At 70.9% G+C, this 14013-nt stretch carries 12 protein-coding genes; 7 read left to right on the top strand and 5 right to left on the bottom strand.

Annotation, left to right across the window (positions count from 1 at the left end; all coding sequences use genetic code 11):
- The first annotated feature begins 58 nt into the window (after positions 1-58).
- A complete protein-coding gene (locus O7599_RS19820) occupies positions 59-1624 on the top strand; it encodes a glycosyltransferase 87 family protein (protein WP_281616940.1) in 1566 nt (521 codons plus the stop codon).
- Positions 1625-1643: 19 nt separating this feature from the next.
- On the opposite strand, the gene O7599_RS19825 is transcribed toward O7599_RS19820, so the two are convergent.
- The 3 genes from O7599_RS19825 to O7599_RS19835 all read right to left on the bottom strand — a co-directional run bounded on the left by O7599_RS19825 (position 1644) and on the right by O7599_RS19835 (position 4399).
- Entirely contained in the window at positions 1644-2675 is a 1032-nt protein-coding gene (locus O7599_RS19825; RefSeq protein ID WP_281616941.1) for an alanine racemase, read from the bottom strand.
- Between the two features lie 85 nt (positions 2676-2760).
- The gene (locus O7599_RS19830; protein WP_281616942.1) at positions 2761-3879 is read right to left on the bottom strand and encodes a peptidoglycan bridge formation glycyltransferase FemA/FemB family protein; all 1119 of its coding nucleotides are present in this window, start codon (positions 3877-3879) and stop codon (positions 2761-2763) included.
- Between the two features lie 214 nt (positions 3880-4093).
- A complete protein-coding gene (locus O7599_RS19835; protein WP_281616943.1) occupies positions 4094-4399 on the bottom strand; it encodes a hypothetical protein in 306 nt (101 codons plus the stop codon).
- Positions 4400-4691: 292 nt separating this feature from the next.
- Between O7599_RS19835 and rpsF the strand changes: the two genes are divergently transcribed.
- The 4 genes from rpsF (at position 4692) to rplI (ending at position 6459) form a co-directional block, all read left to right on the top strand.
- On the top strand, positions 4692-4982 hold the full coding sequence (rpsF, locus tag O7599_RS19840) for a 30S ribosomal protein S6 (RefSeq protein WP_018838796.1): 291 nt from the start codon (positions 4692-4694) through the stop codon (positions 4980-4982).
- Between the two features lie 86 nt (positions 4983-5068).
- Positions 5069-5686: a single-stranded DNA-binding protein gene (locus O7599_RS19845; RefSeq protein WP_281616944.1), complete on the top strand. Its 618-nt coding sequence runs from the start codon at positions 5069-5071 to the stop codon at positions 5684-5686.
- A gap of 70 nt (positions 5687-5756) precedes the next feature.
- Positions 5757-5993 (top strand): 30S ribosomal protein S18, encoded by a 237-nt coding sequence (rpsR, locus tag O7599_RS19850; RefSeq protein WP_018838794.1) that lies wholly within the window; start codon positions 5757-5759, stop codon positions 5991-5993.
- A 19-nt stretch (positions 5994-6012) separates the two neighbouring features.
- Positions 6013-6459 (top strand): 50S ribosomal protein L9, encoded by a 447-nt coding sequence (gene rplI / locus O7599_RS19855; protein ID WP_281616945.1) that lies wholly within the window; start codon positions 6013-6015, stop codon positions 6457-6459.
- Between the two features lie 171 nt (positions 6460-6630).
- On the opposite strand, the gene O7599_RS19860 is transcribed toward rplI, so the two are convergent.
- Positions 6631-8004 (bottom strand): MATE family efflux transporter, encoded by a 1374-nt coding sequence (locus O7599_RS19860; protein WP_281616946.1) that lies wholly within the window; start codon positions 8002-8004, stop codon positions 6631-6633.
- Positions 8005-8509: 505 nt separating this feature from the next.
- On the opposite strand from O7599_RS19860, the gene O7599_RS19865 reads away from it, so the two are divergent.
- On the top strand, positions 8510-12058 hold the full coding sequence (locus O7599_RS19865) for a replicative DNA helicase (RefSeq protein WP_281623443.1): 3549 nt from the start codon (positions 8510-8512) through the stop codon (positions 12056-12058).
- A 282-nt stretch (positions 12059-12340) separates the two neighbouring features.
- Positions 12341-13516, top strand: coding sequence for a hypothetical protein (locus O7599_RS19870; RefSeq protein ID WP_281616947.1), 1176 nt, complete (start codon positions 12341-12343; stop codon positions 13514-13516).
- 30 nt (positions 13517-13546) lie between these two features.
- Here O7599_RS19870 and O7599_RS19875 read toward each other — a convergent pair whose 3' ends face one another.
- Positions 13547-14005, bottom strand: a complete 459-nt coding sequence (locus O7599_RS19875; RefSeq protein ID WP_281616948.1) for a helix-turn-helix domain-containing protein — start codon at positions 14003-14005, stop codon at positions 13547-13549.
- Between the last annotated feature and the right edge of the window lie 8 nt (positions 14006-14013).

Genomic DNA, 14013 nt, shown 5'->3' on the forward strand with positions numbered 1-14013 from the left:
CGCGCGCCGGTGCCCGTACGCCCGCCTGCCCCCCGTCCCCGTACGGCAGGATGACCCCATGACGAGCGTGGACCACGACCCGGCCCGGCGGCCGGCCGCCGCCGGGGCGGCGGCCGGGCCGCCCGTGGCCCCCACCCGGCACGACGAGATCGCCGCCCGCGGCAGCGAGGTCCTCGGCGGTCCGCTGGGCCGCCGGGCGCTGCTCGGCGGGTCCTGGTGGACTCCGGTGCGGGTGATCGCGCTCGTGGCGATCGGGATGTTTGCGCTCGGCATGGTGCAGAAGTACCCGTGCTACGACGGCGCCTGGTTCTCCGGCGCCAACGCGCAGTACACCCGCGCCTGCTACTCCGACATCCCGCACCTCTACCAGGGCCGCGGCTTCGCCGACGACCTCACGCCGTACTTCGACCGCATCCCGCCGGAGGTCTCCGGCGGGATGGAGTTCCTCGAATACCCGGTCCTGACCGGGCTGTTCATGGAGGTCGCCTCCTGGCTCACCCCGGGCGGCGACGACCTGGTGCACCGCGAGCAGGTCTACTGGCTCGTCAACGCCGGCATGCTGATGGCCTGCACCGCGATCGTCGCCGTCTGCGTGGCCCGTACGCACCGCCGCCGGCCGTGGGACGGGCTCCTCGTCGCCCTCGCCCCGGCGCTCGCGCTCACCGCGACGATCAACTGGGACCTCCTCGCCGTCGCGCTGACCGCCGCCGCGATGCTCGCCTGGTCCCGCAGCCGCCCCGTGGCCGCGGGCGTGCTCCTCGGCCTCGCCACCGCCGCCAAGCTGTACTCCGCGCTGCTGCTCTGGCCCCTGCTGCTGCTCTGTCTGCGCGCCGGGCGGCTACGGCAGTTCGGCACCGCGACCGCCGCCGCGGCCGGCGCCTGGCTCGTCGTCAACCTGCCCGTGATGATCAAGGCGCCGGACGGCTGGGCGAAGTTCTACACCTTCAGCCAGGAACGGGGCGTCGACTTCGGGTCGTTCTGGCTGATCATCTCCCAGCGCTCCGGCGAGCCCCTGGACGACGCGAACGTCTACGCGACCGCCCTGATGGTCCTCGGCTGCCTCGGCATCGGCGCCCTGGCGCTCGCCGCGCCGCGCCGCCCGCGCTTCGCGCAGCTCGCGTTCCTGGTCGTGGCGCTGTTCATCGTCACCAACAAGGTCTATTCGCCGCAGTACGTCCTGTGGCTCATCCCGCTCGCCGCGCTGGCCCGGCCGCGCTGGCGCGACTTCCTCATCTGGCAGGGCTGCGAGGTCGCGTACTACCTGGGCATCTGGCTCTACCTCGCCTACACCAACGGCGGCGAGGACGCCAAGGGCCTGCCCCCGGACGGCTACCACGTGGCCATCGCCGCGCATCTCCTCGGCACGCTCTACCTGTGCGCGGTGGTCGTACGGGACATCGTGATGCCGGACCGCGATCCCGTACGCCGCCTCGGCGACGACGACCCCGGCGGGGGCGTCCTGGACCGGGCGCCGGACGCGCGGGTGCTCGGCGAGGCGCGGCCCGGGCGGCACGCGGCGGGCCTGCCCGGGGCACCCGGAGCGGCCGGAGCGCCGGGGAGGCCGCAGGTGCGGTGGGGAGCGGAACGGGCCGTGAAACCGGCCCCGGTGTCCCCCATCGAGTGAAGTCGCGGAGACGGACCCGCTAGCGTTCCACCACGCGGTCCGGCTGGGTCGTCGTGTGCCGCAGGTGCGCGACCATCTCGTCGCCCTGCACCGGCGCCGACGTCTCCGCCGGCAGGAACAGGATCGACACCTGCATGTGCGGCGGCTCCGCGAACCAGCGCTGCTTGCCCTCCCACACGAACGGCGACAGGTTGCGGTTCACCGTCGCCAGCCCCGCCCGGGCCACGCCCTTCGCCCGGGGCGCCAGCCCGTGCATCGCCTTCGGCGCCTCCAGCCCCACGCCCTGCGACGTACCGCCGGCGACCACCACCAGGTGGCCGTCGCCCGACACCTTCTGCTGCCGGTAGCCGAAGCGGTCGCCCTTCGCCACGCGCGTGACGTCCAGCACCGTGCCCTTGTACTGCGTCGCGTCGTGGTCGCCCAGCCACAGCCTGGTGCCGATCCGCGCCCGGAAGCGGGTCTGCGGGAACTGGCGCTGCAACTGCTCGAACTCGTCCGCCCGCAGATGGCTGACGTACATCGTGTGCAGCGGCAGCCGCGCCGCGCGCAGCCGGTCCATCCACGTGATGACCTCGTCCACCGCGCTGGAGCCGTCCGTGCGGTCCAGCGGCAGGTGGATCGCGAAGCCTTCCAGCGTCACGTCCGACAGCAGCGACGCCAGCTTGGGCAGCTCCTCCTCCGTGACTCCGTGCCGCCGCATCGAGCTCATCACCTCTATGACGACCCGGGCGCCGACCAGCCGCCCCACCGCGTCCACCGACGCGACGGTGCGGATCACCCGCGTCGGCAGCGGCACGGGCTCCTCGGTGAGCTGGTACGGGGTGAGGACGAGCAGGTCGCCGCTGACGAAGTCGCGCGCCCGCGCCGCCTCGTACACCGTGCCCACCGCCAGCGGGCCCGCACCCAGCCGGGCGGCCTCGGCGGCCAGGCGCTCGTGGCCGAAGCCGTAGCCGTTGCCCTTGCAGACGGGGACGAGCCCGGGGAACTGCTCCAGGATGTGCTGCTGGTGTGCGCGCCACCGCGCGGAATCGACGTACAGGGTGAGCGGCATGGCGGTCGGTCTACCTTCCTTCGCGGTGTCGGGGGCCCTTTCCTTCACGCGCAAGTCCGCTGCTTCACGCGCAAGTCCGCCGTGGTCAGCGGCGGGACATGTAGATGTCGAGAGCCTTGTGGAGCAGCTTATTCAGTGGGTAGTCCCACTCGCCCAGGTATTCGGCCGCCTGCCCCCCTGTGCCCACCTTGAACTGGATCAGCCCGAAGAGGTGGTCGCTGTCGACGAGCGCGTCGCCGATGCCGCGCAGGTCGTACACGTGCGCGCCGGCGGCGTGCGCGTCCTTCATCATCTGCCACTGGATGGCGTTCGACGGGCGCACCTCGCGCCCGTGGTTGGCGGAGGCACCGTACGAATACCACACGTGCCCGCCCACCGTCAGCATCGTCGTCGCCGCCAGGCACTCGCCCTGGTGGAGCGCGAAGTACAGCCGCATCCGGCCCGGCTCCTCGGCGTTGAGCACCTTCCACATGCGCTCGAAGTACCCCTGCGGCCGGGGCCGGAACTTGTCGCGCTCGGCCGTGATCTCGTACAGCCGCTGCCACTCGCCGAAGTGCTCGAGACCGCCCTGCACCACCTCGACGCCCGCCTTCTCGGCCTTCTTGACGTTGCGCCGCCAGAGCTGGTTGAAGCCCTTGAAGATCTCGTCCAGGGACCGGCCCGCCAGCGGCACCTGGAAGACGTACCGCGGCTGTACGTCGCCGAAGCCCGCGCCACCGTCCTCGCCCTGCTGCCACCCCATCCGCCGCAGCCGCTCGGCGACCTCGAACGCCTGCGGCTCGACGACGTCGGCGTTGACGTCGCGCAGCCGCTTGACGTCCGGGTCGGCGATGCCCGCCTTGATCGTCGGCGCCTCCCAGCGGCGGATGATCACCGGCGGGCCCATCTTCACGGAGAACGCGCCCTGGCCCTTCAGGTGCGCCAGCATCGGCGTCAGCCACGCGTCGAGGTTCGGCGCGTACCAGTCGATGACCGGCCCCTCCGGCAGGTACGCCAGATACCGCTTGACCTTCGGCAACTGCCGGTACAGCACCAGAGCCGCGCCCACCTGCCGCCCGTCGCCGTCGAACCAGCCCAGGTTCTCCGCGCGCCACTCGGACTTCACGTCCGCCCACGCCGGGATCTGGCAGTGGCTCGCGGCGGGCAGGCTGCGGATGTACGCCAGATGCTGCTCGCGGCTGATGGGCTGCAGGGTCAGGCTCATGGCGGCGCTCCTCGTGCTGCGGCGGGTTGCCGACTGCGGCAGGCTTCTCGCGGGTGAAGCCTACTGCGGGCGCACCGCGCCCCAGAGGGGAAGGCCCCAAGCGGCGGGGCCACGCGAACACGGGAGCGAGCGGTGGTGTGAGGCGGCTGCGTCAGCGGAAGGCGGCGGAAGGCGGCGGCCGACTCGGCGCGTCCCGGAGGAGTTCAGGAGGGGTTCAGAGAGAGAAGCCGCCGCGCGCCATCGCCAGGAAGAAGCCGAGGCCGGACGCCCCGAGGCCCAGGAGGATCAGGAACCGTTCCCGGGTGGTCTCGGAGATCATCTGTGCCCACGCCCCGGTGACGATCCCGATCAGACCCGCCCAGGTCGCCGGCACGTGCAGGCCGCGCCACTGGGCCATGACGACCGCGACCGCGCCGACGGCGAGCGTGATGACGAGAAGCGTGTCCTGCGCGACGTGGTGTTCGCCGTCGCTGGCGAAGAGGCCGATGTTGCGCTGCGGGGGCTGTATTGCCTGAGGCATAGGGCACCTCCATGCCCGTACGGCGGCGCGGGCTGCAGGTCGTACGTGACGCCGCTCACACCCTTTGACTCCAGATTGCCCGGAATCCTGGCCGGATTTCAACCGGAAGGGCCGCTGCGGGTACTGTGTACCGTCTGTAGCGGAGCCAGCCCAGGCCATCCCGCCGCACGGCGCCCCATCCGGCGCCTCCACCGCGGGTTGTCAGTGCCGGGCGCTACCGTTGCGACGCAATGAAGAACCTCCTGCCACGGAGAGACCGTGGCCGCCGAGTCCAGAGGAGGTGGGTTCCACAATGCGTCACTACGAGGTGATGGTCATCCTCGACCCCGATCTCGAGGAGCGTGCAGTCTCCCCGTTGATCGAGTCCTTCCTGTCCGTGATCCGTGAGGCCAAGGGCAAGGTGGAGAAGGTCGACACCTGGGGCCGTCGTCGTCTCGCTTACGAGATCAAGAAGAAGCCCGAGGGCATCTACTCGGTCATCGACATCCAGGCCGAGGCCGATGTCGTCAAGGAGCTCGACCGGCAGATGAACCTCAACGAGTCGGTGCTGCGGACCAAGGTCCTGCGCCCCGCAATCCACTGACGACAACCGACGAGTACACCACGTACGAGTAACCGAACCGACAAGCCAGACCGCACCACCCGGCAGCAACCGCGAGAGGTCAAGACATGGCAGGCGAGACCGTCATCACCGTCGTCGGAAACCTGACCGATGACCCCGAGCTGCGCTTCACGCCGTCCGGCGCGGCCGTCGCGAACTTCACGATCGCGTCGACGCCCCGGACGTTCGACCGGCAGACCAACGAGTGGAAGGACGGCGACCCGCTGTTCCTCCGCGCGTCGATCTGGCGCCAGGCAGCGGAGAACGTCGCCGAGTCGCTGACGCGTGGCACGCGCGTGGTTGCCCAGGGCCGGCTCCGCCAGCGTTCGTACGAGACCCAGCAGGGCGAGAAGCGGACCGTGGTGGAGCTGGAGGTCGACGAGATCGGCCCCGCGCTCCGGTACGCCACGGCCAAGGTCACCAAGACCACCGGCAGGGGCGGCCAGGGCGGCGGCTTCGGCGGCGGTGGCGGCGGCCAGCAGGGCGGCCAGGGCGGTGGCTGGGGCGGAAGCCCCGGCGGCGGTCAGGGCGGCCAGGGTGGCGGCGGCCCGCAGGGCGACCCGTGGGCCACGTCCGGCGGCGGTCAGCAGGGCGGTCAGGGCGGCGGCTGGGGTGGGAACTCCGGCGGCGGCCAGGGCGGCCAGGGTGGCCAGGGCGGCGGTTACTCGGACGAGCCCCCGTTCTGATCCCGGGCCTCCCGGGGCGTGACGAGGGTGCTCGTACACCACACTTCTTGATCACTGGAGCAAAGACATCATGGCGAAGCCGCCTCCGCGCAAGCCGAAGAAGAAGGTTTGCGTCTTCTGCAAGGAGAAGATCTCCTACGTCGACTACAAGGACACGAACCTGCTGCGGAAGTTCATCTCCGACCGCGGCAAGATCCGTGCCCGCCGGGTCACCGGCAACTGCACCCAGCACCAGCGCGATGTCGCCACGGCCGTGAAGAACAGCCGGGAGATGGCGCTGCTGCCCTACACCTCGACCGCGCGCTGACTGGGAGGGTGAGCGAAGTATGAAGATCATCCTCAAGGGTGAGGTCTCCGGCCTCGGTGCCGCGGGCGATGTCGTCGAGGTCAAGGACGGGTACGCCCGCAACTACCTGATCCCCAACGGGCTGGCGATCCGCTGGACCCGCGGCGGGGAGAAGGACGTCGCGCAGATCCGCCGCGGCCGCAAGCTGCGCGAGATCGCCTCGGTCGAGCAGGCCAACGCCGTCAAGTCGGAGCTGGAGGGCGTGCAGGTGCGCCTGTCCACGCGCGCCGGCGCCAGCGGCCGCCTCTTCGGCGCCGTCACCCCCGCCGACATCGCCACGGCGATCAAGCGGGCCGGCGGCCCGGACGTGGACAAGCGGCGCATCGAGCTGTCCGCGCCGATCAAGAGCCTCGGCGCCCACCAGGTGTCCGTGCGGCTGCACCCCGAGGTCGACGCGAAGGTCGGCGTCGAGGTCGTGGCCGGCTGACGCACCGTCCGGCAACGGGCAGAACGAAGAACGGGCCGCAACCCCCGCGGGGGTTGCGGCCCGTTCGCGTACGGACGTACGGAACCGGGCCCGGCCCGCGAACCGGGGCCCCGGCAGCCGAGGGCGTCGGCCGGTCCGGGCCGCTACGCCCGTACCCCTCCGCCCGTACCGCTACGCCCGTACGGCGCCCGTGACCAGCCACCGCCCCGACCGCGCGCGCAGCCACAGCGTCGCCAGCCGGGTCAGCATCATCAGCCCCATCGACCACCACAGCGCCGTCAGCCCCCCGCCCAGCGCCGGGACCGCCAGCGCCACCGGCGCGAAGACCGCCAGCGTCAGCAGCATCGCCCACGCCAGATACGGCCCGTCACCCGCGCCCATGAGCACGCCGTCGAGCACGAACACCACCCCCGCCAGCGGCTGCGTCACCGCGACGACCAGCAGCGCCGGCAGCAGCACGTCGTGCACCCCCGCGTCGTCCGTGAACAGCGGCAGGATCAGCGGCCGGGCGGCCACCACCAGCACGCCCAGCACCGCGCCGGTCGCCACCCCCCACTGCACCATCCGCCGGCACGCCTCCCGCGCGCCGTCCGCGTCCCCCGCGCCCAGATACCGGCCGATGATCGCCTGCCCGGCTATCGCTATCGCGTCCAGCGCGAAGGCCAGCAGCGACCAGATGCTCAGCACCACCTGGTGCGCGGCGACCGACTCGTCCCCGAGCCCGGCCGCCACCGCCGTCGCGATCAGCAGCACGGCGCGCAGCGACAGCGTACGGATCAGCAGCGGCACCCCGGCCCGCGCGGAGGCCCGTATGCCGCCGGGGTGCGGGCGCAGCGCGGCGCCGTGGCGGCGGGCCCCGCGCACGACGACGGCCAGGTACACCGCCGCCATCCCCCACTGCGCGAGCACGGTGCCCCAGGCGGAGCCGGCGATGCCGAGGCCGGCGCCGTAGACGAGGGTGACGTTCAGGACGGCGTTGGCGGTGAACCCGCCGACGGCGACGTACAGCGGCGTGCGGGTGTCCTGCAGGCCGCGCAGCACGCCGGTGGCGGCGAAGACGACGAGCATGGCGGGGATGCCGAAGGCGCTGACGCGCAGATACGTGACCGCGTGCGGCGCGGCGGTGTCCGAGGCGCCGAAGAGCCCGACGAGGCCGGGCGCGGTGGGGACGGTGACGGCGACGAGCGCGGCGCCGAGCAGCACGGCGAGCCAGATGCCGTCGACGCCCTGCCGGATCGCGGAGCGCAGGTCGCCGGCGCCGACCCGGCGGGCGACGGCGGCGGTGGTGGCGTAGGCAAGGAAGACGAAGACGCTCACGGCGGTGGTGAGGAGCGCGGCCGCGACGCCGAGTCCGGCGAGCTGCGGGGTGCCGAGGTGGCCGACGACGGCGCTGTCGGCGAGCACGAAGAGCGGCTCGGCGACGAGCGCGCCGAAGGCGGGGACGGCGAGGGCGACGATCTCGCGGTCGTGGCGCCGCCGGCTGCGGCGCCGCCGCTCGCCGGGCGGACCCTGGTCGGCGGCGGTGGGCGCGGGGACGTCGTGCATGCAGCAAATCTAATAGTCCACAGGTAACAGACGCAACAGGCTTCTGGCTCTTACAGTGTGACGTGTACGGGGTGATCGCACGCGGCGCCCGCCGCGAGCTCGGCGCGGAGGGGGAAGTTTTTCTCCTCCACCGGGGGTGGACGAAGAATGGGCAGGTCAAACGGGTGATCGCGGGGCGATAGTGTGCTTGTCCACAGCACTGTCCCCCGCCTCGTACACAGCTTTCCCCAAGTAATCCACAGGTTGGCGGACGCTTTCCACACCCCCTGTGGATAGCGCAATTGGCGAGAGCCCGCCGCGGACCTACGGTGGACCCTCCCCCCTGCCCGGCACCGGCACCGCCGCCGGCGGTCCGGGGGGCCGGCCGACGCGCCGTAAGCGGAACGCCGCGGGTGAATTGTCAGCGGTGTGCCGTAAGAAAGAGGGGCGCCCTGAGAGGTCCGCCGAGAGGCGGGTGGGAGGAGGTGGGGCAGCCGTGTCCGAGCACGGGGAGTACGTGGACACCATGCCCGGGGACGTCCGTCCACTGCGTCGTGAGGCGGACCGGCCCGCGCCCGAAGACCCCTGGGGCTCCGGCGCCCCCGCAGCCTTCGAGCGCGTACCCCCGCAGGACCTGGACGCCGAGCAGTCCGTCCTCGGCGGCATGCTGCTGTCCAAGGACGCCATCGCCGACGTCGTCGAGGTCCTCAAGGGCCACGACTTCTACCGCCCGGCCCACGAGACCGTCTACACCGCGATCCTCGACCTCTACGCCCGCGGCGAGCCCGCCGACCCCATCACCGTCTCCGCCGAGCTCACCAAGCGCGGCGAACTCGCCCGCGTGGGCGGCGCGTCGTACCTCCACACCCTCGTCCAGTCCGTCCCCACCGCCGCCAACGCGGAGTACTACGCCGAGATCGTCCACCAGCGCGCCATCCTGCGCCGCCTGGTCGAGGCGGGCACGCGCATCACCCAGATGGGATACGCGGCCGACGGCGAGGTCGACGACATCGTCAACTCCGCCCAGGCCGAGATCTACGCCGTCACCGAACAGCGCACCGCGGAGGACTACCTCCCCCTCGGCGAGATCATGGAGGGCGCCCTCGACGAGATCGAGGCCATCGGCTCCCGCAGCGGCCAGATGTCCGGCGTCCCCACGGGCTTCACCGACCTCGACTCCCTGACCAACGGTCTCCACCCCGGCCAGATGATCGTCGTCGCCGCCCGCCCCGCGATGGGCAAGGCCCTGGCCCTGGACACCCCGCTGCCCACGCCCACCGGGTGGACGACGATGGGCGAGGTCCGCCCCGGCGACCTCCTCGTCGCCGCCGACGGCTCCCCGACCCGCGTGGTCGCCGCCACGGAGGTCATGACCGGCCGCCCGTGCTACGAGGTCGCCTTCGACGACGGCACCACGATCGTCGCCGACGCGGACCACCAGTGGCTGACGGACACCCGGGCCTCCCGCCGCTCCGGGCGCACCCCGGCCGCCGTCCGGACGACCAAGGAGATCGCGGAGACCCTGCGCTGCACGAGCCTCGCGGACAACCGCCTCAACCACTCCGTCCCCACCACCGCCCCCCTGGCCCTCCCCGCCCGCCGACTCCCGGTCGAGCCGTACGACCTGGGCGCCCGCCTCGGCGCCGGCACGTCCACCGGGGCGGCGGAGAAACCGCACATCCCGCGCGACTACCTGCGCGGCTCCGCCGAGCAGCGCAGGCACCTGCTCGCCGGACTGCTCGACAGCGCCGGCACCATCACCCGCAGCGGCGCGGTCCGGTTCGCGGTCACCGACGGGACACTCGCGGAGGACTTCCGCGAACTGGCCACCAGCCTCGGCCACCGCTGTCGCACGACGACGAAGCGGGCCGCGGCGGCGCGTACGGACCGGACCTCCACCGTCCACGTCATCAGCTTCACCACCGCCGAGGACGTCTTCCTCCTGGAGCACAAGCAAAGGGCCCACGCGGCGCGCCGCAAGCAGACCACCGCCCGGCGGGCACGCCGCTTCGTCACCGATGTCCGCGAAGTGCCGAGCGTCCCGGTTCGCTGCGTCCAGGTCGAGCATCCGGACCGCCTGTACCTGGCCTCCCGGTCGATGGTGCCGACGCACAACAGCACGCTCGCCCTGGACTTCGCCCGCGCCTGCTCGATCAAGAACAATCTGCCCAGCGTCATCTTCTCGCTGGAGATGGGCCGCAACGAGATCGCGATGCGGCTGCTCTCCGCGGAGGCCCGCGTGGCGCTGCACCACATGCGCTCCGGCAGCATGACCGACGACGACTGGACCCGCCTGGCCCGCCGGATGCCCGAGGTGACCGGCGCCCCGCTGTACATCGACGACTCGCCGAACCTGTCGATGATGGAGATCCGCGCCAAGTGCCGCCGCCTGAAGCAGCGCAACGACCTGCACATGATCGTCATCGACTACCTCCAACTGATGCAGACGGGCGGCTCCCGCCGCCCGGAGAGCCGCCAGCAGGAGGTCTCGGAGATGTCCCGGAACCTCAAGCTGCTGGCGAAGGAGCTGGAGGTCCCGGTGATCGCCCTGTCCCAGCTCAACCGCGGCCCCGAACAGCGCACGGACAAGAAGCCGATGGTCTCCGACCTCCGTGAATCGGGATGCGTCACGGCATCGACGCGCGTCCTGCGGGCTGACACCGGAAACGAGGTCACTATCGGTGAGCTGCTGGCCGGCGGCGAGAAGGACATTCCTGTCTGGTCGCTCGACGAGCAACTCCGGCTCGTGCCCCGAACGATGACGCACGTGTTCTCCAGCGGGGTCAAGGAGACGTTCCGCCTGCGGCTGGCTTCGGGCCGGGAGATCGAGGCGACGGCGAACCACCCGTTCCTGACGTACGACGGCTGGACCCCCCTCGGGGAACTGGCCCCCGGCTCGCGCATCGCCACCCCGCGGCGGCTGGATGCTCCTGTGCAGCAGAAAGCCTGGCCCGAAGCCGAGGTGGTCATGCTTGCGCACCTGATCGGCGACGGCTGCGTGGCGCCGCGCCAGCCCTTGCACTACACGAGCAACGACGAGGCCAACCTCACCGCGGTGGAAGAGGCGGCGACCCATTTCGGCATCACGCCCAGGCGGGTCGCCCAAGGCACCTGGTCGCACGTCTATCTGCCCGCTCCCTTCCGCCTCGCGCGCGGGCGTCGCAGTCCCCTCGCCGCCTGGCTGGACGGTATGGGCCTGTACGGCAAGCGCGCCCATGAGAAGTTCCTCCCGCGCGAACTGTTCGCGCTGCCCGACGAGCAGGTGCGGTTCTTCCTGCGCCACCTGTGGGCGACGGACGGTTCGGTGACGGTGTCGGGTTCCGGCGCTGTCCGCGTCTATTACGCGACGACGAGTGAACGGCTTGCCCGAGATCTGCACCATCTCCTGCTGCGCCTCGATATCCGCGCCCGGCTGCGGGCGGTGGGCAACACCACGGGCAGGCCCGGCTGGACCGTGGACATCTCGGGCGTGGACGATCAGCGCCGGTTCCTGCGAGACGTCGGGGTCCACGGCGACCGCTCCCGCCACGTCGTATCCGCGGTGGAGCGCCTACGGCACGTCCGGGCCAACCCCAACCTCGACACGGTCCCGCGCGACGTCTGGGAGCAGGTCCGCGAGCAGCTACGTGAGCAGTCTCTGACGACGCGAGCGTTCCAGAGCGCCCTGGGCACCAGATACTGCGGCAGCGCACTCTACAAGAGGTCACCCGGCCGGGTCCGCCTCGGGCGCATCGCGGAGGTCCTGCAGAGCGCGGATCTGGAGATGCTGGCGACCAGCGACGTGTTCTGGGACGAGGTCGTCTCGATTGAGAACCTGGGCGAGCAGGAGGTGTACGACGCCACCGTGCTCGGCACGCACAACTTCATCGCAAACGGAATTAGCGTGCACAATTCGATCGAACAAGACGCAGACATGGTCATCCTGCTGCACCGAGAGGACGCGTACGAGAAGGAATCCCCCCGTGCGGGCGAAGCGGACCTGATCGTCGCCAAGCACCGCAACGGCCCGACGGCGACGATCACCGTGGCGTTCCAGGGCCACTACTCCCGCTTCGTGGACATGGCCCAGACCTGACCGGGCCTGCTGTAGGTTTTCTGTCTCCGTGTCATTTTCTCCGCTGCCGTGTCATGGCGATGGCATTCCTGACAGCGCCTGGAGAACCACAGTTCAGGGGCGCCACCCGATCAGGTGGCGCCCCTGAACTGTGACTCCTGCGGCACGCGCCTGGTGCGACTCTCCTCGTGTCGAGCTGAGTGGCTGACAGGGGTGGGGCGTGGATGCCGGACCGGCTGAGGACGTGACGCTGAGCCGCCGTCGTGTTGATGGGGCGTCGATGAGAACCGCCCCTGGGAGGCTGTGGACATCTCCCGGCTGTCGGAGGCGTCGCCGTGGCGTACGTTCCGCTGGTACAGCGGGCAGCGGCACTACTCGGGTACGTACTGGTTCAACCGCGCCATCTTGGAGTTCTACGCCCACCCGGGCCGCTTCCGAGGCACGGCCGCCGACTTCGGCTACCGCGCCCTGGACTGCATCCTCTCCAGTGGCGCGGAGCTTGTCATCGTCGATGACCTGTACTTTTTGAAATTCCGGCACCGCAACGGCGCGGAAGTGAGCAACCACTTCAACTACCTCGCCAACGAGTTCCCCGTCACCTTGCTGCTGATCGGCGTCGGCCTGGCCAAGAAGGGGCTGTTCGACGAGGGAGAGGACTACGAGGACGCCGTGGTCGCCCAGACCGGACGTCGCACCACCCGGCTGGGCATGGAGCCGTTCGGCATCACGAACAACAAGGGACGCCGCGACTGGCGCGACCTGCTGCTGGCCGTCGAGCAGCGCGTCGTCCTCGCCGACAAACACCCCGGAATGATCGCCGATGAGCTGTCGGACTACCTCTTCGCCCGCAGCACCGGACACATCGGCTCGCTGATGACCCTGATCAACCGCGGCTGCCAGAAGGCCGTCCGCACCGGCGCCGAGCGCCTGGACGAAGAGCTGCTGAACACCGTCAAGAACGACGCCGCCTCCGAGCGGGCCCGCAGGGAACTGGAGCGGCCTTCGCCGGAGGGAAGCGCACCAGCCGCCCCGGCAAGCGGGCAGCATGAACCTCCCGCGCACCCTGCCCCTGCGCTTGGAACCGCTGCCCGGGGAAGCGCTGGACTCGTGGTTCGAAGCGCTCGCGCACCGGCTGCACACCCCGCTGGGCGAGCTGCTGCCGCAGCTCGGACTGCCCCGGCCGGAATACCGAAAGCGCACCCGCGACATCCCGTCCGAGTGGACGGCCATGCTGCGAGGGCACAAGACCGACATGCTCAGCGCTGTCACCCGCATCCCACCGGAGACGATCACCACGATGACGCTGGCCGCCTACGACGGACGGGCAGTGCTCATCGACCCCGCCACCCGGCACGTCAACCAGAGGCACCTTCGGGCATCACGTCATCCGGGCCATCCGTGACCTGCAAGGTGCCACCGCGGCCAGTGAGGAAACCACGCGTCAGGTGGCTATCGATTCTTGATCCAACTGGTGTCTGAGAGATCTGAAGACATCTGACGACTTGCCTTCTATCGGGTCTTCTGCACGTGGGTGGTCTCGGTATCAAGGGGGGTGCCGTCGGCGCTTGTCGGCACGATTTCTGGCACAGGGGTGCCGTGCTCGTCAACCAAGGTGGAGTGCGCCTCGTCCGGAGCGAAGGCGTGGCGTTCTCCCCACTGCCGCAGGGTGAGGATGACGGAGAAGAGATCGCGGCCGGCGTCGGTGAGCACGTATTCCTGACGGCGGCCTGACGGCGCGGTGCGCTGGGCGAGGAGCCCGTACGCAGTCAGCCTGCGCAGGCGCTCGGTGAGGATGTTGCGGGCGATGCCGGTGCGTCGCTGGAACTCGGTGAACGAGCGCGCCCCGTCCATCGCGTCGCGGATGACGAGAAGGCTCCACCTGTCGCCGACGAGGTCGAGTGTGCGGGCGACGGGGCAGTTGGGGTCGGTCCAGTCGGGCTTCGGGGCGCGGATGGTGGGGCGCGGCATGACACCTC

It is taken from the genome of Streptomyces sp. WMMC500, from assembly GCF_027497195.1.
Classification (GTDB): Bacteria; Actinomycetota; Actinomycetes; order Streptomycetales; family Streptomycetaceae; genus Streptomyces.

Bases quoted from the DNA above. Each gene is read 5' to 3' on its own strand.
- O7599_RS19820 (WP_281616940.1), top strand. From the start codon at position 59: ATGACGAGCGTGGACCACGACCCGGCCCGGCGGCCGGCCGCCGCCGGG.
- O7599_RS19825 (WP_281616941.1), bottom strand. From the start codon at position 2,675: ATGCCGCTCACCCTGTACGTCGATTCCGCGCGGTGGCGCGCACACCAG.
- O7599_RS19830 (WP_281616942.1), bottom strand. From the start codon at position 3,879: ATGAGCCTGACCCTGCAGCCCATCAGCCGCGAGCAGCATCTGGCGTAC.
- O7599_RS19835 (WP_281616943.1), bottom strand. From the start codon at position 4,399: ATGCCTCAGGCAATACAGCCCCCGCAGCGCAACATCGGCCTCTTCGCC.
- rpsF (WP_018838796.1), top strand. From the start codon at position 4,692: ATGCGTCACTACGAGGTGATGGTCATCCTCGACCCCGATCTCGAGGAG.
- O7599_RS19845 (WP_281616944.1), top strand. From the start codon at position 5,069: ATGGCAGGCGAGACCGTCATCACCGTCGTCGGAAACCTGACCGATGAC.
- rpsR (WP_018838794.1), top strand. From the start codon at position 5,757: ATGGCGAAGCCGCCTCCGCGCAAGCCGAAGAAGAAGGTTTGCGTCTTC.
- rplI (WP_281616945.1), top strand. From the start codon at position 6,013: ATGAAGATCATCCTCAAGGGTGAGGTCTCCGGCCTCGGTGCCGCGGGC.
- O7599_RS19860 (WP_281616946.1), bottom strand. From the start codon at position 8,004: ATGCACGACGTCCCCGCGCCCACCGCCGCCGACCAGGGTCCGCCCGGC.
- O7599_RS19865 (WP_281623443.1), top strand. From the start codon at position 8,510: ATGCCCGGGGACGTCCGTCCACTGCGTCGTGAGGCGGACCGGCCCGCG.
- O7599_RS19875 (WP_281616948.1), bottom strand. From the start codon at position 14,005: ATGCCGCGCCCCACCATCCGCGCCCCGAAGCCCGACTGGACCGACCCC.